General features: G+C 65.2%; 22 protein-coding genes (1 of these 22 only partly in view). 12 read left to right on the forward strand and 10 right to left on the reverse strand.

Annotation, left to right across the window (positions count from 1 at the left end; translation table 11 throughout):
- Positions 1-12 precede the first annotated feature (12 nt).
- Positions 13-660 carry a lysoplasmalogenase gene (locus tag M9952_06010; GenBank protein MCO5312479.1) on the forward strand — a complete coding sequence of 216 codons (648 nt, stop codon included), beginning with the start codon at positions 13-15 and terminating at the stop codon, positions 658-660.
- Here M9952_06010 and M9952_06015 read toward each other — a convergent pair.
- Positions 651-3,224 carry a M1 family metallopeptidase gene (locus M9952_06015; protein MCO5312480.1) on the reverse strand — a complete coding sequence of 858 codons (2,574 nt, stop codon included), beginning with the start codon at positions 3,222-3,224 and terminating at the stop codon, positions 651-653. The genes M9952_06010 and M9952_06015 overlap by 10 nt on opposite strands.
- A 111-nt stretch (positions 3,225-3,335) precedes the next feature.
- Between M9952_06015 and M9952_06020 the strand changes: the two genes are divergently transcribed.
- Entirely contained in the window at positions 3,336-4,172 is an 837-nt protein-coding gene (locus M9952_06020; GenBank protein MCO5312481.1) for a crotonase/enoyl-CoA hydratase family protein, read from the forward strand.
- Positions 4,173-4,199: 27 nt separating this feature from the next.
- Here the strand turns inward: M9952_06020 and M9952_06025 are convergent, their stop codons facing one another.
- The 4 genes from M9952_06025 to M9952_06040 form a co-directional block, all read right to left on the reverse strand.
- Positions 4,200-4,796: a hypothetical protein gene (locus tag M9952_06025; protein ID MCO5312482.1), complete on the reverse strand. Its 597-nt coding sequence runs from the start codon at positions 4,794-4,796 to the stop codon at positions 4,200-4,202.
- Positions 4,797-4,874: 78 nt separating this feature from the next.
- Positions 4,875-6,674, reverse strand: coding sequence for an acyl-CoA dehydrogenase (locus M9952_06030; GenBank protein ID MCO5312483.1), 1,800 nt, complete (start codon positions 6,672-6,674; stop codon positions 4,875-4,877).
- 146 nt (positions 6,675-6,820) lie between these two features.
- Positions 6,821-7,711 carry a hypothetical protein gene (locus tag M9952_06035; GenBank protein MCO5312484.1) on the reverse strand — a complete coding sequence of 297 codons (891 nt, stop codon included), beginning with the start codon at positions 7,709-7,711 and terminating at the stop codon, positions 6,821-6,823.
- A 176-nt stretch (positions 7,712-7,887) separates the two neighbouring features.
- Entirely contained in the window at positions 7,888-8,571 is a 684-nt protein-coding gene (locus tag M9952_06040; GenBank protein MCO5312485.1) for a hypothetical protein, read from the reverse strand.
- Between the two features lie 43 nt (positions 8,572-8,614).
- On the opposite strand from M9952_06040, the gene M9952_06045 reads away from it, so the two are divergent.
- A complete protein-coding gene (locus M9952_06045) occupies positions 8,615-9,301 on the forward strand; it encodes a queuosine precursor transporter (protein MCO5312486.1) in 687 nt (228 codons plus the stop codon).
- Between the two features lie 227 nt (positions 9,302-9,528).
- Entirely contained in the window at positions 9,529-10,500 is a 972-nt protein-coding gene (locus M9952_06050) for a YihY/virulence factor BrkB family protein (GenBank protein MCO5312487.1), read from the forward strand.
- On the opposite strand, the gene M9952_06055 is transcribed toward M9952_06050, so the two are convergent.
- Positions 10,464-11,525 carry a PHP domain-containing protein gene (locus tag M9952_06055; protein ID MCO5312488.1) on the reverse strand — a complete coding sequence of 354 codons (1,062 nt, stop codon included), beginning with the start codon at positions 11,523-11,525 and terminating at the stop codon, positions 10,464-10,466. The two genes, M9952_06050 and M9952_06055, sit on opposite strands and share 37 nt — an antisense overlap.
- Positions 11,526-11,566: 41 nt before the next feature.
- Between M9952_06055 and M9952_06060 the strand changes: the two genes are divergently transcribed.
- Positions 11,567-12,268 (forward strand): hypothetical protein, encoded by a 702-nt coding sequence (locus tag M9952_06060; GenBank protein MCO5312489.1) that lies wholly within the window; start codon positions 11,567-11,569, stop codon positions 12,266-12,268.
- Between the two features lie 55 nt (positions 12,269-12,323).
- On the opposite strand, the gene M9952_06065 is transcribed toward M9952_06060, so the two are convergent.
- The 3 genes from M9952_06065 to M9952_06075 are packed head-to-tail and all read right to left on the reverse strand — an operon-like array spanning position 12,324 to position 14,432.
- On the reverse strand, positions 12,324-13,109 hold the full coding sequence (locus M9952_06065) for a redoxin family protein (protein ID MCO5312490.1): 786 nt from the start codon (positions 13,107-13,109) through the stop codon (positions 12,324-12,326).
- 5 nt (positions 13,110-13,114) lie between these two features.
- A complete protein-coding gene (locus tag M9952_06070) occupies positions 13,115-13,882 on the reverse strand; it encodes a TlpA family protein disulfide reductase (protein MCO5312491.1) in 768 nt (255 codons plus the stop codon).
- Positions 13,875-14,432, reverse strand: coding sequence for a disulfide bond formation protein B (locus tag M9952_06075; protein ID MCO5312492.1), 558 nt, complete (start codon positions 14,430-14,432; stop codon positions 13,875-13,877). Before M9952_06075 ends, M9952_06070 begins: the two co-directional genes overlap by 8 nt.
- Before the next feature lie 129 nt (positions 14,433-14,561).
- Here M9952_06075 and ychF point away from each other — a divergent pair, with 129 nt between their 5' ends.
- From ychF to rsmI, 6 genes are all read left to right on the forward strand, one after another.
- A complete protein-coding gene (gene ychF, locus M9952_06080; GenBank protein MCO5312493.1) occupies positions 14,562-15,635 on the forward strand; it encodes a redox-regulated ATPase YchF in 1,074 nt (357 codons plus the stop codon).
- A 132-nt stretch (positions 15,636-15,767) separates the two neighbouring features.
- Complete coding sequence (locus M9952_06085; GenBank protein ID MCO5312494.1) at positions 15,768-16,619, forward strand: transporter substrate-binding domain-containing protein; 852 nt, start codon at positions 15,768-15,770, stop codon at positions 16,617-16,619.
- Positions 16,620-16,637: 18 nt separating this feature from the next.
- Positions 16,638-17,525, forward strand: a complete 888-nt coding sequence (locus tag M9952_06090; GenBank protein ID MCO5312495.1) for an amino acid ABC transporter permease — start codon at positions 16,638-16,640, stop codon at positions 17,523-17,525.
- Positions 17,522-18,259 carry an amino acid ABC transporter ATP-binding protein gene (locus M9952_06095; protein ID MCO5312496.1) on the forward strand — a complete coding sequence of 246 codons (738 nt, stop codon included), beginning with the start codon at positions 17,522-17,524 and terminating at the stop codon, positions 18,257-18,259. Before M9952_06090 ends, M9952_06095 begins: the two co-directional genes overlap by 4 nt.
- Before the next feature lie 149 nt (positions 18,260-18,408).
- Positions 18,409-18,666 (forward strand): DUF192 domain-containing protein, encoded by a 258-nt coding sequence (locus tag M9952_06100; GenBank protein ID MCO5312497.1) that lies wholly within the window; start codon positions 18,409-18,411, stop codon positions 18,664-18,666.
- Positions 18,663-19,508: a 16S rRNA (cytidine(1402)-2'-O)-methyltransferase gene (gene rsmI, locus M9952_06105; protein MCO5312498.1), complete on the forward strand. Its 846-nt coding sequence runs from the start codon at positions 18,663-18,665 to the stop codon at positions 19,506-19,508. Before M9952_06100 ends, rsmI begins: the two co-directional genes overlap by 4 nt.
- A 64-nt stretch (positions 19,509-19,572) precedes the next feature.
- Here the strand turns inward: rsmI and M9952_06110 are convergent, their stop codons facing one another.
- Complete coding sequence (locus tag M9952_06110; protein ID MCO5312499.1) at positions 19,573-21,273, reverse strand: phospho-sugar mutase; 1,701 nt, start codon at positions 21,271-21,273, stop codon at positions 19,573-19,575.
- Between the two features lie 27 nt (positions 21,274-21,300).
- On the opposite strand from M9952_06110, the gene M9952_06115 reads away from it, so the two are divergent.
- Positions 21,301-22,206, forward strand: partial view of an adenosine kinase gene (locus M9952_06115; protein ID MCO5312500.1) — the 5' portion only. 81 nt of this gene lie beyond the right edge of the window; only the first 906 of its 987 coding nucleotides appear in the window; its start codon is at positions 21,301-21,303; the stop codon falls past the right edge of the window.

Raw genomic sequence — 22,206 nt, forward strand, 5'->3', positions numbered from 1 at the left:
GAGCTCGTCGACGTGAACACACTCTCCGGCATCTTCCTCGCCGTCACGGTCGTGGTCGCCATGATCGATTGGTGGGCCGTCGCGGCCGAGCGCCAACGCGTCGAATGGGCCGCCAAGCCGCTGACGATGGTCGCGTTGGGGGCAGCGCTGTTGGCGCTGGACCTCCCCTCGTCGACCTTGAGGTGGTGGTTCTTCGTCGGTATCGCCTTCTCACTCGTCGGCGACGTGTTCCTGATGCTCCCGTCGCAGCGGTGGTTTCCGGCCGGACTCGGAGGCTTCCTCGTCGCCCAGGTCTGCTACGGCGTCGGGTTCCTGTCGACCCGAACCTCGACGGCGTGGCTGCTGGCCGGGGTCGTAGTGATGTTCACCGTGATGTTGGCGATCGGACCCACGATCGTGTCGTACGCCTCGCGCGAGCAGCAGGTGCTCGGCGTCGCGGTCGCGATGTACATGATGGCCATCTCGTTCATGGCCGTGGCCGCGTTCTCAACCGGTTCGATTGTCGCGGTCGTCGGGGCGTTGTTGTTCGTGGCGTCGGACGCGACGATCGGATTCACCGCGTTTGTCCAGCCGGTTCGACATCAGCGGATGATCATCATGACGACCTATCACGTCGCCCAGGTGCTCATCGTGTTGTCGTTGCCAGGGCTTCACTCCTGACCGATCTTCGACCGGCTGCGCAACTGGGCGCTCAGACGTTCGCGAGCCGCGACGTTGACGCGTGCCCGCTCAAGGTGTTGTCGAAGTGGGAGGTCGGCCTTGCGAATCGGGTGGGCAGCGAGGAATTCGGTGACCTCATCGACGAGTGTCCGATCGGCAAATGCCCGCACACCACCGATCAGACGGTCGTGGGAGGAGGACGGGAACCGGGAGAGCAGCTCTTCCCAGTGGCGCTCGACGAAACGCCACACCTGAGCGCCGTGTTCGGGGTTCGCCATCGCCGACGCGAGTGTGTACGGGGCGTTCTGTGTCCGAACGACGGTCGCGCAGCGCTCGCAGAGTCGTTCGATGAGGATCGGGTCGCGGAACCGTGCCAGCGCATTCAACGCCCGGAGTTCCTCTTGGGGGGTGTCGCCGTGTTGTGAGAGTTCGATCAACCGGTCGAACTCGGTGGGACCTGCGTGGCACGCGACGATCTCGATTGCTGCTGCATCAAGGTCCGGCCCGACGAACTCGTCGTGCGTGCGCTGGCGTCGGTCGAAATGGCGCCGAGCTGCCTCCACGACATCGGCACGGTCGGCGATCGTGCCGGCCAACCGTGCGACGATCGCCTGGAGGTCACCGACCTCGGAGGTGCCGTGTGGCCCGGCCTCGAAGGGGCTGTGCACATCGATGACCGGAGCGGTCAGATCGTCGACCAGAGTGCGCACGACATGGCGGTCTTCCGGATGCGCAAGCAACAACAAGTTGCCGCAGATGGAGGCGATGAGGCGCCAGACGCTGGAGTTCGACTCCACCGCAGCGACGCCACGCAGGGTCTCGGTGAGGTCATCGAAGTCGACTCGAGCGGCGAGAAACAGCGCCCAGGAGTCGTCCAGGAGGCCGTAACGATCGATGGGTGTGAGTTCGGCGAGGTTTGCCATCAGCGAGCTGCGCAAGGTCGGCGCGTAGTCGCTGCGGTAGAAGCCGGTGGCTCCGAAGTTGATCGACACGAAGTCGATCGCGTCACCGACCTCGATGGTGGCCGACTGGTCGTTCAGGATCATCGTGTGGTGTTCGATGGTGCCGGCGCGACTCACCGCAATTCGCATCGGAACCGTCCAGATGGTCTCCGGCACCGGGTCGCCGCCGGCGTAGGCGAATCGACGTTGAGACAACACCAGCGTCGTGTCGAGAAGTTCGACGCTGATCAACGGGTGTCCACCGTGGTGAATCCACCGGTCCAGCATGTCGGCGACGTCGACGCCGGACGCTTCGGACAACGATCGCCAGAGATCGCCGGTCTCGGTGTTGCCGTAGGCGTGCCGCCCGAGATACGAGCGGACTCCGTTTCGAAACGCCTCGGGTGTCGCCCACTGTTCGAACATGCGCAGCACCGCTGCACCCTTTTCGTAGGTGAGTACGTCGAACATGGCCTCGGCATCGGCCGGGGTCTCGACCTCGAACTCGATCGGGCGGGTGTTCGCCAGCGCGTCGGTGTCGAAGGCGGCGCTGCGCATCAACGAAAACGAAGTCCAGATGCTCCAATCCGGGCGGTAGTCGTCGGCACAGCTGATCTCCATGAAGGTGGCGAACGCCTCGTTCAGCCAAATACCGTCCCACCACTGCATCGTGACGAGGTCGCCGAACCACATGTGCGCGATCTCGTGTTCGATGACCGTGGCGGCCCGTTCGGTTTCGGACCGGCTGGCGTGGCTTGGGTCGAGCAGCAGCAGCGTCTCGCGAAACGTCACGCAGCCGAGGTTCTCCATCGCTCCGAACGCGAAGTCCGGAACGGCGATCAGATCGAGCTTCTCGCCCGGGTAGGCGATCGCGTAGTAGTCCTCGAACCAGGCAACCGCATGCGCCGCGCATTCGAGAGCGAAGGAACTCAACGCGGCAACTCCGGGACGATGCGCCACCCGCACCTGCGTCGAGCCGGCGGTCACGGGTTCGCTGATCTCCAGGTCGCCCACGACCCACGCGACCAGGTAGGTCGACATTTTCATGGTTGGCGCGAACCGGAAGGTCACCCGGCCGTCGTCGTGGTGAGTGCGACCCACCTCGTTCGCGTTGGACACCGCGGTGAGCCCCTCGGCGCAGGTCAGCGAGATCTCGAATGACGCTTTGAACTCGGGTTCGTCCCAACACGGAAACGCCCAGCGCGCGTACGGTGCCTCGAATTGTGTAACGGCCATGACTTCGCTTCGGCCGTCGACCGAGAACTCAGAACGGTAGTAACCGACCAGTTGGCTGTTGAGTGCCCCGCGGAACTCCACGCGAATCGTGGCCGGGCCGCACGGCAGCGTCTCGTTGGCGATGAGTTTCAGGAGTTCGCGGTCCGGATCGAGTTGCGCCGACACCGGCATCGAGCGGCCAGCGTCGACGGGTCCGACCGTCAGCGTCGTGTCGAGGATCTCGAGGTGGGCGCAGTTGCAGATGATGTGCGCCGTGGGCTCGACGATGTCGACAGTGATCTCGACGGATCCGTGAAAGGTCGACGCCTCGAGGTCGCTGTCGATGTGGAGCCGGTAGTTCGACGGCACCACATCGTGTGGCAAACGGTGCCCGGTGGCCGAGATCATGTCATTGTGTTCCCGTCGACTTGGTCCGGCTGCGAAGCGCTCGGAACATCGAATGTCACCATGGTTAGCACGACCAACACCCGCGCAAGCGGGTTCCGCAGAGGAGCAAAAATGCCTACGTGTTTCGACGTTGAGATCGCCGACGGGATCGCAACCCTGCGGCTCAACCGGCCCGAGGCCTACAACACGATGGTCCCGGAGTTCTGGTTTGAATTGCCGGAGCTGGTCCTGGAACTCGACCGTAGCGGCGATGTGCGAGCGTTGATTCTTTCGTCGACCGGCAAGCATTTCTGTGCAGGGATGGACCTCGGGGTTTTCACCGGTGGAACGGGCTCGTTGCTGGGCGGCGATGACGTGGAGGAGATCGGCCGCAAGCGTGCCGCGCTGTTCGACACGGTTCTTCGATTGCAAGACAGCTTCACCGCCCTCGAGCGGGCGAGGATGCCGGTGTTGGCGGCGATCCAGGGCGGCTGCATCGGCGGTGGGGTCGACATGGTCTGCGCCGCCGACATGCGCTATGCGACCAAGGATGCCTTCTTCTGCGTGCAGGAGATCAACATCGGCATGACCGCAGATGTCGGCACGCTGCAACGCCTTCCGAAGCTCGTGCCCGATGGCATCGCCCGCGAGTGGGCCTACACCGGCGATCGGATCTCCGCCGAGCGAGCGAAGGCGGCGGGGCTCGTCAACGAGGTCTTCGACGATCACGAGCAGTTACTCGAGGGGGTTCGAGAGATCGCCGGCCGGATCGCCGCCAAGTCGCCGCTGGCGATCTGGGGAACCAAGGAACAGGTCCTGTACGCCCGCGACCACAGTGTGGTCGACAGCCTCCGGCACATGGCCGGTTGGCAAAGCGGCATGTTCCAGCCGGGCGACATGATGGAGGAGTTCGCTGCGAAGTCCGAAGGCCGTATTGCGTCGCACGCACCCCTTCACCGCCGCCCGTAGGCCGGGTCAACAAGTCTGCGGGGAGGTTCAGTCGTCGGCGGTCGGCAGATGGGGCATCGCCAGGTCGCCGAGCCGGACCAGCGTCGCGCTGATCCACCCGCCCATCGCCGCGAAGTCGGTGTCGAGGTTTCCGCCGTCCGCCAGCACGTTCTCGTCGAGTTCGTAGGAGCCGTCGTAGCTCACTTCGATGGCGTGTTCGACGATCTCCAGATCGTCGCTGTAGGCGGACTCGAGCGTCGGTCCGCTTCGATGAAGTCGTTCGCCGCCGATGGGCGGGCTTTCGGTCGGCAACGCGTCCAGGACGATCCTGGGGTCGGGTGGGGCCGAAAGGCGTTGGATCCGCACCACGATTTCGATGTCGATGTGCGGAGGGTCGTCGAGTTCCTCTTCGAGGTACCACGACCGATAGGCGGTCTGTGACCAGGTCGGCCACGCCAGCGACAGGTCGACCTGGATGCGTGGTGGTGCCCCCTCGCCGGGTAACGAGTAGGAGGTTTCCCAGGTGAGGTCGCCGAGCAGCACGTCTGACTGAAAGCGCTCCTCGAGCGCCTGGCGTTCGAGCAGCGCGCGCTCCAATGCGTCGCGCAGCGCTCCAATGGCATCGGTGAAGACGTGATCCAGCATTGCGTCGCTCACCATAGCGCCGAAAACGGCGATGGCGGACGGGTCGCCCCGTCCGCCATCGCCGCAAATGCTGCTGCTTCAGCGCGTCGCGAGCATCGCTGCGTCCACCTCGTAGAGGACCGAGGCGCCGGCGGTCACCGATGCCTTGAGTCCGGCTGCGCGAGGGACGAGTTGTTCGATGAAGAATCTCGCGCTCGTCATGCGGGCACGGAGGTAGGCCTCGTCGTCCGCGCCGGCCGCAAGATCGGCCGAGGCTCCGAGTGCGAGTCGAGCCGACAACCATCCGCCCGTGACGATCCCGAACATGGTGAGGTACGGGGTTGCGCCGGCGAGCGCTTGTTTGGGATCGCCGAGACCATTTTCGAAAATCCAGTTGGTGGTCTCGCGCAGCACGCCGAGGGCGTCGCGCAACGGCGTGGCGAGCGCGGCGAGCGAGGCATCTGCCTCGAGATCGGCGATCGTTGCGTCGATCCGGGCGAAATGGTCGTTGACGACGCCGCCCATGCGCATCGGCAGCTTGCGCCCGACGAGATCCATCGCCTGAATTCCGTTGGTCCCCTCGTAGATCGGGGCGATTCTCATGTCGCGGAAATGCTGTGCGACTCCGGATTCCTCGATGAAGCCCATGCCGCCGTAGATCTGGATGGCGGTGGAGGTGACGTCCATGCCGACGTCGGTGCACCACGCCTTGGTGACCGGGGTCAGCAATTCGGCGATTTCGGACCACTCGGTGCGCTCGGCCTCGTCGGACAACGAACGGGAAAGGTCGATGGCGAGGCCGTTGTACACCGCGAGGGCACGCATGGCTTCGACCTGGCTACGCATCGTCAACAGCATCCGCCGAACGTCGGGGTGCACGATGATGTTCGCTGGTTCGGCCGACGCGCCGCCGATCTCCTTACCCTGCTTGCGTTCGGTCGAGTATTGCAGCGCCTTTTGGTACGCGGCGTCGCCGAGCCCGATTCCCTGGATTCCGACGGCGATACGAGCGCTGTTCATGAAGGTGAACATGGCGCGCATCCCCTGGTTCTCCTGGCCGACGAGGTAACCGATGGCACCGCCGTTATCGCCGAAGCTCAGCACGCAGGTGGGTGACGCGTGAATGCCGAGCTTGTGCTCGAGCGACACACAGGTGACATCGTTGCGTTCGCCGAGGGAGCCGTCCTCGTTCACGAGGAACTTGGGGACCAGGAACAACGAGATGCCCTTCGTCCCCGCCGGTGCTCCGGGAAGACGTGCCAGCACGAGATGGATGATGTTCTCGGTGAGTTCGTGTTCGCCGAAGGAGATGAAGATCTTGGTGCCGGAGATCTTGAAGGTTCCGTCTCCCTGGGGTTCGGCCTTGGTGGTGGCGAGACCCACGTCGGAGCCGGCCTGGGGCTCGGTGAGGTTCATGGTGCCGGCCCATTCGCCGGTGACCATCCTTTGCAGGTAGGTCTCTTTCTGCTCCTCTGTGCCCCAATGCTGGAGGCATTCGATGGCACCCGTGGTGAGCCCCGGCGCCATCGAAAATGCGCCGTTGGCGGCGATCATGAACTCTCCGGTGATGGCGAAAACCGCCTCGGGGAATCCCGCACCGCCGTATTCCACCTCGGCGTTGAGCCCCTGCCACCCCGCTGCGACGAACTTGTCGTAGGCCTCCTTGAAGCCGGCGGGGTGGGAGACGACACCGTCGTTGAGGGAGACGCCCTCGGTGTCGCCGAGACGATTCAACGGAGCGAAGACCTCCTGCATGAATCGGCCGTGCTCCTCCAGCACGGACTGCACGGTTTCGGTATCGACGTGGGAGAAGCGCTCGGTCGCCGCGAGGTCATCGATCTGGCCGATGTGGCGGAGGGTGAACAGCGCGTCCTTGATGGGTGCCCGGTACTCTGACATGGCCTCGATGTTACCGGTCGGTAACATCGAGGCCAAACAGTGCCGGGTGGGAGCCGTGACGTGGTGGGAGTGGTGTCCGGGACTCCCGGCCAAAACGACGAGAGCCCGGGGCGGATGCCCCGGGCTCTCGTCACTCATTTACATGATCAGGATGCTGACCACGTGTAGGTGGTGGTGTGGTTGCCGCTGATGCCACCGTTGGTCGCGTCGTTGACGAAGGTCTTGTTGTCCTTCGTCGAGAAGATGGCGCCGCCACCGATGTCCGGCGGAACGACCATCACCGGAAGCTGGATTGCGGGGAACTGAATCTGGCCGGCGGTCGAGTCGATGATGTTGGCCAGGGTGCCGCTCGATCCGATGCCGATGTACATGCCCGAACCCATCGCATCATCGGCGAAGGCCGAGATGTTGCCCAGGGCGGCGCCGAACAGGTTGAAGAAGTTCGCGCTCATGATCGCGTCGAGCACCGTCTGGACGATCGCGTTCGCGTCGGAGGGGACCGACCCGGCAGCCACGGTCGCGTTCAGCGTCGAGGTGAGGGCCGCAGCGACGGTGTTCGCGGCACCGGTGAGGTCGGCCGCGAGCATGCCGTCGTCTTCAAGCTTCCAGGCCCACACGCCGGTGATCTCAAGTGGAGCGCCCTGCACCAGGTGCAAGACGTCGGGAGCGGAAATGTTGTTGAAGGTCACCGCCGCCTGCTGGGCGCCGGTGTAGGTGTAGGTGCCTCCGGTGCCGGGTCCGCAATCGGCCGCCCCGGGCCACGGGTTGGCACCGACCGCGACGTGGGAGGATGCCGAGCCGGGGACGCCCATCTTGACGCGGAACCCGATATTGAGCACCTTGACCTCATCACCGGTGGCACCGTTCGGGCTGAGAACGCAAAGTGGATTCCAGACGTCATTGACGCTGTTAACCGTGGTCTTGGTCGCCTTGAACGTACGACCTGTCGAGGGTGTCTCGCTCGTGCACGAAGCCGCAATCAGCGACGTCGCTGCGAGGCCGCCGATGAACAGTGTCTTCCATCGCTTTGTTCTCACTGTCATTTCCTCCAGATTCGGCCGGCCGCACCGGCGCCCCTGACGCGAGAGTTACCACGCCGTATGACAGTTTAGCCCGAGTTCCCGCCCGAAATGCAAGCAAATCCCTCAAAACCTCATCAGCCTCCCATTGAATCGGTCAGCGGAGCCTTAAGGAGACCGAAGATGCCGTGCCGTCAGGCTCGCGCCGTCATGATGGCGACATGGAGGCGGTGGTCGACGACGCCGCGCTGCAAGGTGGCGATTCTGCGCCCGGGCTGAACCGCTGCCCGCGGCGGTCCACTCCTCGGTCCCAGGAACGACACCGTTTCATCGAGATCGCTCGACGCGAACGACACGCCCCAGACCTGAGCCGCGACTGGTTCCTCATCGGATTCTTGGTTCCGCGCGACCGGCGTGACGATCTCCAACAGCACCGCACCAGCCCACACGAAACGCTGCACGGCATCGACGCCCGCGATCGTGGAGAGACGCTCGCGACGGATCTCCCATCCCAGCATGGCGATCGACTCGACCGTGGAGCGCTCCTCGGGGGTCATGATCACGATGTGGTCGACGCCCGTGATTCGATTCGGCGTCGCCGTTGTCGCCGATGTGGCGCTCGTCGTGCCGGCCTCGTCAGCGCTGGTCTGACCGCCGTGCCGTTGGCCAGAGATCGGGCGCACCGGCAGGCCCAACCAGTCGCCGACCCCGTCGGGAACCGGATCGAGGGCCAACCGCGGTTCCGGGGAACCAACGACAAGAACCAGGTTGTCGAGCGTGATCCGATCGTCGACCACGACGAATCCGAGGTCGCTCCAAGTCGTGGGCCAACCCGGCAGGTCGAGTTCGATCAGTGATGGTCCGGGGCGCTGGTTCACTGGGCCAGTGTGGCCCAGCGGGTAGCGTTGCCGCGTGGATCTGATGACGGTACCGAGCGCGCCACGATCGAGAGACGTCGACCCCGTGGACCAGCGTGTCGTGTGGCTCATCGTGTTGGTGAGCGTCTACGCCGCGGCGAGCCTGATCGCGAACGTCATGTCGATACGCGCGGTGTCGATCTTCGGTTGGGCCGTCGACGCCGGCACCCTGACCTATCCGCTGACGTTCACCATCCGCGACCTGATCCACAAGGTCGGGGGAAAGCGCGCCGCGACGACGGCGATCTACACCACCGTGGCGCTGAATGTCGCCATGGTCGCAGCCTTCTGGGTGGCCGCAGCGCTGCCGCCGGACATGGCGGTCGGTTCGCAGGAGGCCTTCGGCGAGGTGCTCAACTCGGCGTGGCGAATCGTCGTTGCGTCGCTGGTCGCTCAGTTGGTTGCCGAACTCGCGGACACCGAGATCTATCAGCGCTACACCGACCGGTTCGGCCAGCGCGCTCAGATCGGTCGGGTGTTGACCTCCAACGCGGTGTCGGTTCCGCTCGACTCGGTCATCTTCGCGACGATCGCGTTCGCCGGAACGTTTCCCGCGGCGGTCATCGTGGAGATCGTGGCCGCGAACATCGTCATCAAAGTCGCGTCGTCGTTCGTTACCGCGCCGCTGATCTATGCCGTGCCAGGTCCGCGACCCTCGACGGGCAGCGGGAGCCCGACCGGTGAGGTTTGATCAGGAGTTGCGGCCCTGGTTGGGCTTGCGGCCGTGATTCGCCTTCTTGCGACGGGTGTTGGCCTTCTTCTTGCTGGTCCGCTTCGACATAGGGGACAACCCTAGCGTCAATGCGCCGCGGCGCCAAAGCCGCGCAGAGAGGGGTCTGCGGGTTGTCTGCGGGGGCGACGTTAGGGCTTAGCATTGGCGCAGCGTGTTCGCTGGCGACGACGAATCGGGGGGCAGCGATGGGCTGGTCGGTTGAACAGGTGCGGGAGCGCGTTGATGACCTTCAGCGGCGCACTCCGCTGATCGGGTTCCCCCTTGCGGTGGTGAAGAAGTACGGAGACGACAAGGGATCGAATCTGTCGGCGTTGATCACCTATTACACGTTCTTCTCGCTGTTTCCGCTGTTGATGGTAGCGTTCACCATCCTCGGCTTCGTCCTGGAGGGCAACCCCGAACTCCAGGAACGGATCGCCGACACGATCTCCGAACGCCTCCCGCTTCCCGGGGTGTCGGCCGACACGATCACCGGCAACGGGCTGGCACTCGTCATCGGTTTGGCGTTGGCGTTGTGGTCGGGGCTCGGAGCCACCCAGGTTGCCCAGGACGCGCTCAACACGGTGTGGGACGTGGCGAGATCCAAACAGCCCGGCTTTTTGCGCAAGCGGCTGCAGGGACTGCTCGTACTCGCCGTGATCGGCGTCGGCATCGTCGCCGCCACCGCCGCTTCGTCGGTCGCGGCCATCTTCGGCTCATGGGCGGCTCCGGCCGGCATCGTCGGGGCGTTCGTGATCAATGCGGCGATGATGGCGATGCTCACCCGCGTGATGGTCGAGCGCCGAATCGAATTCGGCGACTTGAAATGGGCTGCCGTGGTCGGCGGCATCGGGTGGACCGCACTTCAGTCGATCGGCGGCTGGTACACGGCACGGCTCGTGTCCAACGCCGACAAGACCTATGGCACCTTCGCGGTCGTCATCGGATTGTTGTCGTGGATCTTCCTTCAGGTGCAGGTGTTCTTGTACGCGTCGGAGGTCGCATCGGTGTCCTCACGGAGACTCTGGCCACGCTCGATCGACGTCGCCCGGCCGACCGAGGCGGACGAGGCGGTGGCGAACGCGATCATCGCCCGCTCGACCCTCATCCGCCCGGGACACGACCCGGTCGGTTCGCAGGTTCAGCCGAGCGAGGCCAGCAGTTCCTCGACGCCATAGGTGTTGAGGATTCGCGTCGGATCGATCGCGTGGCGCGCGGCCTTGTCGCAGCCGGAGGCCAGCCATTCGAGCTGCCCGGGTGCGTGGGCGTCGGTGTCGATCACGAACCGGCAACCGGCATCGAGGGCAACGGACAACAACTCGTCGGGCGGATCCTGGCGTTCCGGCCGACAGTTGAGTTCGACCGCGGTGTTGTGTTCGGCGCAGGCGCGAAAGACCGCGGCGGCATCGAAGGTCGACGGAGCGCGGGGAGTTCCGCTGATCTGGCGGCCGGTGCAATGGCCGAGAATGTCGACGTGAGGGTTGGACACCGCTTTGATCAGTCGTGCGGTCATCTCATCGTGGGGCATGCGGAGCTTCGAATGCACCGATGCGACGACGACGTCGAGCTCGCCCAGGACCGAATCGTCGAGGTCGAGGGTGCCGTCGGTGAGGATGTCGACCTCGCTGCCGCGTAGGACGCGGAACGCAGCGTGGCCGCGGGCGCTGGCCTCGGAGTCGAAGCGGGCGTTGAGTTCGTCGATTTCGCGGCGTTGCTCCCCGAGGCGTTCGGCCGACAGCCCGTGGGCGATGGTGAGGCGAGGAGAGTGGTCGGTGACGACGAGGTAATCGTGGCCGAGCGACTGTGCGCTGCGTGCCATGAGGTCGACCGGGGCCGAGCCGTCGGACCAGGTGCTGTGCGAATGGCAATCTCCACGCAGCCGTCGCCGCAGCTCGGCTCCCTCGGCGGCCTCGACGCGGGTCGTTTGATCGAGTCGATCGAGGTAGCCGCCGCTCCGGCCGGCCACGGCGTCGGCGACGACGGCGCCGGTGGACGAACCGATGCCCGGCAGCGATGTGATCGTGCCGGCGGCGACCAGCCGGTCGAGTTCGGCCTCGTCGAGCGCGGAGATGACCTGTGCGGCGCGCATGAACGCTCGAACTTTCTGGCCCGGGGCCGCTGAACGATCGAGGTAGTACAGCGCCTGTTGCAACGCGTTCAACGCTCGCCAACGAGGGGAGCTTCGGCCTTGGTCCTGACCCACCGCGCCATGGTAGGTCGCGGCCTCGCCTAGCGTTGCCCGCCATGATGGCTCCCCGAACTCACAGGTCCCCGAACCGATTCGCAGTGCCGGCGACCGTGCTCGTCGCAGCCGTGGCGCTGCTCACGACCGCCTGCATCCCCGACGTGCCCTCCACCGGACGGGCGACGCCGGTGCGCCGCGTTCTCGTCCTCGGCGACTCGCTGTCCTTCGGGCTGTTTGGAACCTCGCCGACCATCCACGGTGACCTCCAACAGCGGATGAACCCCAGCGGGATCGATGTTCGGGTGATCGGGGGACCGGGCAGCAATCCGATCGCACCGTGGCCTGGGCTGGCGCCGTGGAATGACCAGCTGTCCTATGCGGTGGCCACGTTCGATCCGGACGTCGTGATCATCCAATCGGTGCTGTTTCCCGAGTTCGTCACCCCCGAGGGCGAGGCCCGCTATCTCGGCGCGATCACGTCGCTGTTCGATATCGCCCAGTCCCAAGGGGCCCACACGTACATCGTGGCGCATCACCCCCCGACGAATGAGCGCGAGTTCCTCGCGGCGATCGAGGCCGAACGCCTTCAAGCGCAGGCTGGTGCCGGTCGCGGCATCTCCACCATCCCGGCGACCTGGTGGATGCAGCGTTGCGACAAGGCGTTCCTCTTCGACGGGTTTCACCTCGCAGCCAACGGCGTCGGCTGCCTGGCCGATGCGATGAACGCAGCGGTGAACCAGCTGCGCAACGAGGTCGGCTGACCCGGTCCGCCGGTCCGCCGGCCTCGCCGCCCAGCGACGCTGGCCGACAGAGCCGTCAGTCGGCGATCGCCCCGAGTGCTGCGGTCCAGAGTCCGATGAGCTCCTCGCGGGTCTGTTCGCCCGAAGCGCGCAACGCGACCTTCCCGTCGGCATCGACCGCGATGAGCGTGGGGAACCCCGTCACCCCGAGTGCGTGGGAGACCGACCCGTCCTCGTCGTCGACCATCGTTGCGAACGGCCACGACTCGCGGCGCAACCAAGCCGCCGGTGGAAAGTTCCCACGGAGGGGATCGTTCGCCGTCGCCACGCCGACGACGCGCACCCCGAGGGGGAGTTCCCCGCGGCTGTAGGCGTCGACAATCCGGGGGATTTCTGCCTGGCAATGCGGGCACCAGTGCGCCATGACCACCACGACCGTCGGTTCCGCGGCGCTCGGATCACCGGCACCGTCGACGTCGGCATTGCCGACCGCGACCGGTGCTTCGTCAAACGACCGGCCCTCGACCCGGGGAAGGGGTCGGCCGAGCGCGGGATCGCTCGATTCGCCGAGGTCGGTGGGCAGTGCGTCTCCCGAAATCGTCGCCGGTTGAGCGGCGACATCGGAGGCGACGATGGTGCTACGAGGAAGGTCGGTTGCCGGCGGCTGAGGGGTCGACCGTTGGCCGGCCGCATCGTCTGAGGAGTTGACCGCGATGGCGGCAATGGCCACTGCGAGCAGGGCCGCAGCCGCAGCGAGGTAGATTCCCCCGCGCCGCTTTGGTGGCGTCTCAGAGCCTTGCGGAGGAGGACTCGGCGGATCCGGCGAAGCCCATGGGGTCGGTTCGGGCGTCGCCGGATCCATCGGCATCATGGGGCCGTCGTGGTGGTCGCCACCTCATCGGGGAGGTCTTCGGTCGCGTCGCTCGACGGTCCCGGGGCGATGGTGTCGGTCGTCGAGGGCTCCTCACCCAGAGCCGCCGCCCAAAGCTGCTGTGCGGCGGACAAAGGTTGCTCTCCCGACATGCGCAAGCCAACGGTGCCGTCGGCTCGCACCGCGATCATCGTCGGATACCCGCTGACCCCGAGGGCTCCGAGGGATTCGTTTCGTTTCGAATCGGCGATGGTCGGAAAGGTCCAGGCTTCGCGTTGAAGCCAGGACGCCGGTGGGAAGTTGCCGTTGGACTCGTTGACCGCCGTGGAGATGCCGACAACCTTGACGTCGGAGCTGAGGTCGCCGGCGTTGGTCCACTTCACGATGCTCGGGATCTCCTGTTGGCAGTGGGCACACCAGTGCGCCATGATCACGACGACGGTGGGTTCGCCAGGCTTCAGCTCGACGGTGTTGCCATCGAAGTCCTTGCCGACGATGGTCGGAATCGTCATTCCGATGGCAGGGTCGGCCCCCGAGTCGGACAGCGCGGGCAGTGATTCGCCGGTGATGGTCACCGGCTGGAAGGCGGTGTTGTTCACGCCCTCGCCGCCGCCGTCCTGGACGGCGAACACGATGATCGCGATGAGCGCCACGGCGATGGCCGCGCCGACGGCGATGATGACGCCCTTGGGCTTGGAGTTTCCGGTGCTCGGCTGGACTCCGCCGTTGGGGGAGCCGTATTGGATGTTCGGTTTCTTAGCCACTGGTGGTGCCCTCCGGGGCGATGGTCGTGGGTCGGTTCCGCAACGCGTGCAGACCGAGCCCGATGATGAACAAGAAGCACATGAACGCGCACAACTGAATGGTGTTGTAGTCGCTGAGGAACCCCTTCCACCGTGTGGTGCACGGGTTGTAAGGGTCACACGAGGTGCCTTCGGAGATGACGCCGTAGTCGATCAACATGTGCCATCCCGAGGTGAGCAGGCCGAGTCCGGCGAGCGTGAGCGCCGGAGCCCATGAGTTGCGATCCTTGCGGAACCATCCCCACCCGAGCACGACCACGTTCGGGTAGGCGAGCACCCGCTGAAACCAGCACCAGCGACAGGGGTTGTAATGGAAGACCTCGCTGAGCGCGAGGCTTGACGCGGACATGAGGATGGCCGCCGCCCAGGCAAAGGCCATCTCCTGGCCACCGATGAGGCTCGCCACCAGGCGTCGACCGCTCTCGAAGAACGACGTGACGACGAGCGCGAGCCCCGAGAGCCCGGCAAGGTAGGCCGCGACGACCATCAGCGTTCGAATCAAGTCATCCATGGTTCCCTTCCGGCGTCGGCGAGTAGTTTGTCGGTTCAAACATCGGTCTGGTGCGGTCCGCGCTGAGAGGCTTCGAAGGATTCCTCGGGTCGTGGCGCGCGGCGGTGCCCGGGTAGCGTATTCGACACCATGGAACGATTCGGGTTTGTTGGGCTTCCGAACGCGGGGAAGTCGTCGCTGTACAACGCACTATCGGGTGGCGGAGCGCTTGCGGCTCCGTACGCATTCGCCACCGTCGACCCGAACGTCGGCGTCGCCAAGGTGCCCGACCCTCGGGTGGAAGCCCTCGGCGAGATGTCGAAAACCAAGACGCTGGTGCACGCATCGGTGCAATTCGTCGACATCGCCGGCCTCGTCAAAGGCGCTGCCCAGGGCGAAGGGCTCGGCAACCGGTTCCTGGCGCACATCCGTGAGGTCGACGCCATCGTGTTCGTCCTGCGAGCGTTTGTCGACGACGACGTTCCCGGCAGTCACGATCCGCTCGAACAACTCGACATCTTGGAAACCGAGCTGATCTATGCCGATCTCGAGACGCTGGAAAAGCAGGTCGACAAGCGGCGCAAGGCGGCAAAGGGCGACAAATCCATCCTCGACGAGGTCGCCGCGATGCAACAGGCCATCGAGGTGCTGCAAAGCGGCGTCGCTCTGTACCGCAGTGAACTCGACGACGACACCCGTGCATTGCTTCGGCCGTATTTCCTGCTCACCAACAAGGCGGCGATGGCGGTGGTCAACATCGACGAGGGCCAACTCGCCGATGTCGAATCCATCGTGGCCCCCGTTCGCGAGGCCATGGGCGGGGCCGAGGTCGTCGGTGCGTGCATCCAACTCGAGGCCGAGGCCGTGCTCTTGGACGCCGAGGAACGGGCCGAGATGCTCGAGGCCCTCGGTCTTGGCGACGGTGCCCTCGCCCGCTTCCTGCGCGCCGCCTACCAGATGTTGGGGTTGCGCACGTATCTCACAACCGGCGAGAAGGAGACCCGCGCGTGGACCTTCCGAGCCGGGGCCAAGGCGCCGCAGGCGGCCGGTGTCATCCACACCGATTTCGAACGCGGCTTCATCAGGGCCGAGACGATTTCCTATGACGAACTCATCGCCGCGGGGTCGTGGGCCAAGGCGAAGGAACTCGGCAAGGTCCGTCTTGAGGGCAAGGACTACGTCGTGGCGGATGGCGACGTGATGGAGTTCCGCTTCAACGTGTGAGCGGTCTGAACCTGCGGGCGGCGACCCTCGCTCCGGAGCGGTCAAAATCGCTGAGGCGTCCTGCAGGTCGGCCGAGACTCTAACCTTCGGGCCAATGTGTTTCCGAGCAACCGCCAATGAGGAGATCATCTGATGGCACGTTCCGCCCGTTTCCGTTCCGCCGCTGCTGCACTCGCCGCCGCAGCCCTGCTCGCCGCCGCGACGGGTTGCAGCAGCGATGATGACGCCTCCGGCTCGAACTCGCAGGACACCAGCGGTGCTGGGTCCTCGACGATCAGCATGCTGGCAGACCTCGCGGGGAAGAAGATCGGTGTGCAGTCCGGCACCACCGGTGAGTCCTACGCGAACGAGCACGCCCCGAGCGACGCTGAGGTTGTGGCGTTCGACGACACCGTCGGGCTGTTCGGAGCGATGGAATCGGGTGAGATCGACGCGATCCTTCAGGACTTCCCGGTCAACGCCTACCGGACCATCCAGGATTCCTCCCTCCAGGTCGTCGAGACCTACAAGACCGACGAACAGTACGGCTTCGCGGTCGAGACCGGCTCGGAACTGAAGGCGGAACTCGACGGTGCACTCGCTGAGGTTCGCGACGACGGAACCTACGACCTGATCTTCAACAAGTGGTTCCCCGAGGACGGCAACGCCGGGCCGGGGGCCGAGGACTCCGACGTCGAAGGGTCGCGGACGCTCAAGGTGTGCTCCGACATCCCCTACGAGCCGATGGAGTTCGAAGGCGACGGACCACGCGGTCTGAACTACACCGGCTTCGACATCGAACTGTTGGACGCGATGGCCGTCAAGATCGACGCGAATCTTGAGATCCTTGCGGTGCCCTTCGACGGCATTCTCGGCAACCTGGCGTCTGGAACCTGCGACGTTGTGGCCTCATCGGTCACCATCACCGAGGAGCGTGAGCAGGAAGTCGACTTCACCGAGCCGTACTTCGACGCCGACCAGTCGTTGCTGGTGAAGAAGGACTGATGTTCTTTCGGAGGTCACGTGCCTTCTGACGAGCAGGCAGAGCCGACGATCACCATGACCGACCCCAGCCCTCACGGCGCGCATTTCGGCGAGCCGGAGATCTACCGGTCCGGACGACGCAAACGCGTCGCCTCCACCCGACGCCGCTTGGCCGCGTACGCGCTCGGGGTGGCCATCTTGGTGATCGTCGGCCTCGCGGCCGACTGGGACAAGTTGTCGACGAGCTTCTTGAACACGGAGAAGTTCATCGATCAGTTCCCGGAAATCGTCACGATCGCGGCCAAAAACACCGTCTTGTACACCGTGTCGTCGTTCATCGGTGGCGTGGTGTTGGGCACGATCATGGCGTTGCTGCGACTCAGTTCCATCCGGGCCTACCGGTGGTTTGCCGCGGTCTACATCGAGGTGTTCCGCGGCCTTCCTGCGCTCCTCACGATCGTGCTCGTCGGCTTCGCGGTGCCGATCGCATTCGGTCTCCGGTTTCCGAGCATTTTCGGGTTGCCGACGGGAGGCATCATCGGGCTGTCGCTGGTGGCCGGCGCCTACCTCGCGGAGACGCTGCGTGCGGGCATTCAGGCGGTTCCGAACGGCCACATTGAAGCAGCGCGTTCGCTGGGGATGAGCCACGGCCAAACCTTGCGCAAGGTCGTACTGCCTCAAGCCTTTCGCATCGTGATTCCACCGTTGACAAACGAACTGGTCCTGTTGATCAAGGACACCTCGCTGCTGTCGGTTCTCGGCGTGTCGGTGACCAGTAAGGAGATCACCAAGTTCGCGCGTGACGCATCCGGGCAGGGCTGGAACTACACCCCGCTACTCGTGGGTGGCCTGATGTATCTCATGATTACCATCCCGTTGACGCGACTCGTCGCCTACCTCGAGAAGCGAAACGAGCGGATCCGATGACCGCGGCGATTCAACTCCTCGGCCTACGAAAGTCCTTTGGCGACAACGAGGTGCTTCGGGGCATCGACCTGTCGATCGAGGTGGGCACCGTCGTGTGCATCATCGGCGCGTCGGGTTCGGGTAAATCGACGCTGCTTCGCTGTGTGAACCGGCTGGAAGAGCCTTCGGGCGGATCGGTGTTGATCGACGGCGTCGACATCACACACCCCGACACCGACCTCGACCTGGTGCGTCAACGCATCGGCATGGTTTTTCAGCATTTCAATCTGTTTCCTCATCTCAGCGTGCTCGGCAACGTCACGCTCGCCCAGAAGATGGTGTTGAAACGATCCGACGCCGAAGCCGTCGACGTGGCAACGAAGATGCTGGAACGGGTCGGATTGGCCGACAAGGTCGAGGCGTTCCCCTCGCAGCTTTCCGGCGGGCAGCAACAACGGGTCGCGATCGCCCGGGCACTTGCGATGAATCCGCAGATGATGCTGTTCGACGAGGCGACCAGCGCGCTCGACCCCGAACTCGTCGGCGATGTGCTCTCGGTGATGCGTCAACTCGCCTCGGAAGGCATGACGATGCTTGTGGTGACCCACGAGATGGGATTTGCCCGAGAGGTTGCGGACCACGTGGTGTTCATGGACCAGGGGGTTATCTGCGAACAGGGGCCGCCGACGGAGTTCTTCGCGAACCCGACCCGGGACCGTACGCGGCAGTTCCTCGAACGGGTGCTCGACCACTGAGACTCCGGCGCAACGGCGACTCCGGCGCAACGGCCGATCGGCGCACGGATGCTGCATGGCGGCTTCGGTAGGCTCGCGTTGTGGCTTGGCTCGTACGAGATGGTGACGTCCTGGCGAGTCTGGAGATCGCCGACTCAAGGCGGACGCGTATGCGCGGACTGATCGGTCTCGACGGATTCGACGGCGCCCTGTACCTGCCGAAGGTCACCTCGGTTCATACGTTCGGGATGCGGTTTCCGATCGATGTGGCCTTCGTCGACGAGGACATGGCCGTGATTCGGGTCGCAACTCTGAAGCGGTGGCGGGTCACCCCGTTCGTGCGGGGGGCCGCCGGGGTGATCGAGGCCGAGGCCGGCCTGTTCCAGAAGTGGGGAATCTGCTGCGGCGACGAGTTGGGTATTCGATGACCCGCCCGACCCCGACCCCGATCTCACTCGTCGCCACTCCCATCGGAAACCTCGGCGACATCAGCTCACGAGCGGTGAAGGCCCTGACCGACGCGACACTGATCGCGTGCGAGGACACGAGGCGCACCGGCCAACTGCTCCGGCATCTCGGCATCGGCCATCGCCCCTTCGTCGTGCTCAACGATCACACCGAACGCGAGGTGGTCGACCGTTTGGTTGCGGCGGCGACCGGTGGCGAGCGGGTCGCATTGGTCTCCGATGCCGGAATGCCGGCGATTTCGGATCCCGGCTACCTGCTGGTGCGAGCCGCGATCGCCGCCGGGGTCGATGTCGAAGTCATACCGGGCCCGTCAGCATCGTTGGCTGCTCTGGTCGTTTCAGGACTGGCGACCGATCGGTTCGTGTTCGAAGGGTTCCTTCCGCGTAAAGGTGCTGAGCGTTCGCGCCGCCTCGCCGACGTCGCATCGCAACCGCGTACCGTCGTGCTCTACGAGGCTCCCCACCGGGTGCGCAGAACCGTGGCTGACCTTGTCGACGTCTGCGATCCAGAGCGTCGCGTTGCGCTCGCTCGGGAGCTCACCAAGCTCCACGAGGAGGTGTGGCGCGGCACCCTCGCTCAGGCGGTAGTGCACCTCGACGAACGCGAACCCCGGGGGGAGTATGTGGTCGTCCTGGAAGGAGCCGCGGCGGAGATGGCGACGGCCGACGATGTGGCCGCAGAGCTTTCGGCACTGCTGGAATCGGGGATGAGCACGAAGGGCGCCGCAGCCGAGGTTGCGGCCCGTCACGGAGTTCCCAAACGGGATCTGTACGGTCTCGCACTCGAACTGCAGCAACGTTGACCAGCGTGAGGCGTTGGCCGAAACGTTGACCTTCATCCCCTTGGCGTCGGGCTGTCGCCCAGCGCTAAGGATCGAGTCGGGTTCGAAGATCTTCGGCGAGTTCCCGGCAGCGGCGTTCACCTCGAGTGCGGGCGGCTTGCACATCGTGTGGCCCGGCGGCCTGCTCGATCACCTCGATGTAGCACTTGAGCTTCGTCTCGGTGCCCGACGGCCGAATCACGATTCGCTCGCCGTTGGCCAAAAACCACCGCAACACATCGGGGGCGGGGCGATCGTGGGAAGCGACGTCCACCTCGGCGAAGGCGATCGACGGATCGGCGATGAGCGACCGGGTCGCCGCCTCGACACGAGAGCGGCCCTCGGGTCCGGTCGGCCGGATCGAGAAGTTGTGGGTCACGTGCGCCCCGTAGCGGAGCGCGAGATCATCGAGGATCTGCTGCGGGCACCGATCGTCGCCAGCCCAGCCGGCGAACAAATCGCAGGTCGCCACCGCCGCGGAGATGCCGTCTTTGTCGCGGAGGCCGCCGACCGCATTGCCCATCGCCTCCTCGTACGCGAGCACCTGATCGAGATCGGGGCGCTCCATTCCCGGCCGACACAGCCATTTGAACCCGGTGAGTGTTTCGCGAAACTCCGCACCCGCATCAGCCGCGATCGCTGCGAGCAGCCGCGACGACACCACGGAGGTCACCAGAAGTGCTGGCGCCGTAAATTCGGGGGAGCGACGCTCGAGCAGTCCGATGGCCAACAGCGCACCCAACTCGTCTCCGCTCAACACCCGGAATCGGCGATCGCCATCAGCGATGGCCACAGCGAGACGGTCGGCGTCGGGGTCGAGCGCGAGGGCCACGTCCGCATCGATGCGTTCGGCGAGGGAGAGGAGTCGCTCGGTGGCCGCGGGCTCCTCGGGGTTCGGGGACCCGACGGTCGTGAAGTCCGGGTCTGGCAGTTCCTGTTCGGAGACGAAGGTCACGTCGTTGAACCCGACTGCTGCAAGACAGCGGCCGAGCAGGTGAGCCCCGACGCCGTGAAGTGCCGTCGCAGCGATCGTCATCTCAGAGCGTCGAACTGCAGGCGGTGTGCCTGAATCGATGAGTGCACCGACCATGTCGACGTAGGCATCGGCGAGTGTCGCGGGCGCGAACTCGGGCGGCGTGGGAGCCCCGAGTGGATCCCGTGTCGCGAACTCGGCGATTGCCGCACCGACCCACCCGTCGATCGGCGGGATGATCTGCGCGCCGTCGGACCAGTACACCTTGATGCCGTTGTCCTGTGGCGGGTTGTGCGATGCGGTGATCACGAGGCCGGCGACTGCGCCGAGGTGCCGTACACCCCACGCCACCAACGGCGTCGGGGCGTAGCCGTCGATCAGCCGACTCGAGATGCCAGCGGCTGCGAAGACGTCGACGACGTCATGAGCGAAGGCCTCCGACTGGTGGCGGGCATCGCGGCCGATCAGGACGAACCGGCCGGCAAGGTCGGGAACGTGGCGATGCAGCGTCGACGCGAGGGCAGCCGCGACCTGTCGCACGACGAGGCGATTCATCCGGTTGGGGCCGGCGCCGAGGGTTCCCCGAATACCTGCGGTGCCGAACCCGAGTCGACCAGAGAGGCGATCGTCGAGTTCGGAGGCATCGCCATGGTGGATCGTGCGCTCCACGACTGCGTGAAGCTCGGCGCGGGTCGCCGGGTCGGGATCGATTGCGAGCCAGGCGTCCGCCGCTCGCAACAACGAATCGAGTTGCTCGGCCGGCCGCGGGTCCATGGAGGTCTTCCTACTACGCTTCTCGCCATGAGTGAACCCACGATCGATGTTGTCGGGATCGGCAACGCCCTCGTCGATGTCATCTCCTCCGAAAGCCACGAATTCGTCGCTTCCCAAGGCCTGGTCCCGGGGTCGATGAATCTGATCGACGAGGACCGCCGCGAGGAGCTCTACTCAGCGATGGGGGTCGGCACCGAGGTGAGCGGGGGCTCGGGTGCCAACACGACGGTGGGAGTCGCCTCGCTTGGCGGTACCGCCCACTACCTCGGGCGGGTGCGCGCCGATCAACTCGGCGAGGTGTTCGCCCACGACATCAAGGCCGCCGGCGTCGGCTATTCGACGCCGTTGGCGACGGACGGACCTGCGACCGGGTGCTGTTTGATCCTCGTCACCGGCGATGGTCAACGCACGATGAACACCTACCTCGGGGCATCGAGCCTGTTTTGCGAATCCGACGTGGACGCCGAGGTGATCAGGTCCGGGCGGATCCTCTACCTCGAGGGGTATCTCTTCGACCCGCCCGCGGCGCAGCAGGCATTCAGGTACGCAGCCGCGGTCGCCCACGAGGCAGGACGACAGGTCGCGTTGACGCTCTCGGACGGGTTCTGTGTCGATCGGCATCGCGACGCGTTCCGGGCCTTGTTCGACAGCCACGTCGACCTGGTCTTCGCCAACGAGTCGGAATTGTGCTCGTTGTACGAGACCTCCGACTTCGACGCCGCACTTGAGCAGATCCGCGATGACGTTCCGCTGGCGGTGATCACCCGCAGCGAAAAAGGTTCCGTCATCGTCAACGGGGTCGATACGGTCACGGTTGCCGCTGCGCCCGTCGAGCGGGTCGTCGACACGACGGGAGCCGGCGACCTCTACGCGGCCGGATTCCTGTACGGGCTGGCTAGGGGATACGACCTCGAGCGGTGCGGAACGGTCGCA

The sequence above is a fragment of the Microthrixaceae bacterium genome (genome assembly GCA_023957975.1).
In the GTDB taxonomy this organism is placed as follows: Bacteria; Actinomycetota; Acidimicrobiia; order Acidimicrobiales; family Microtrichaceae; genus JAMLGM01.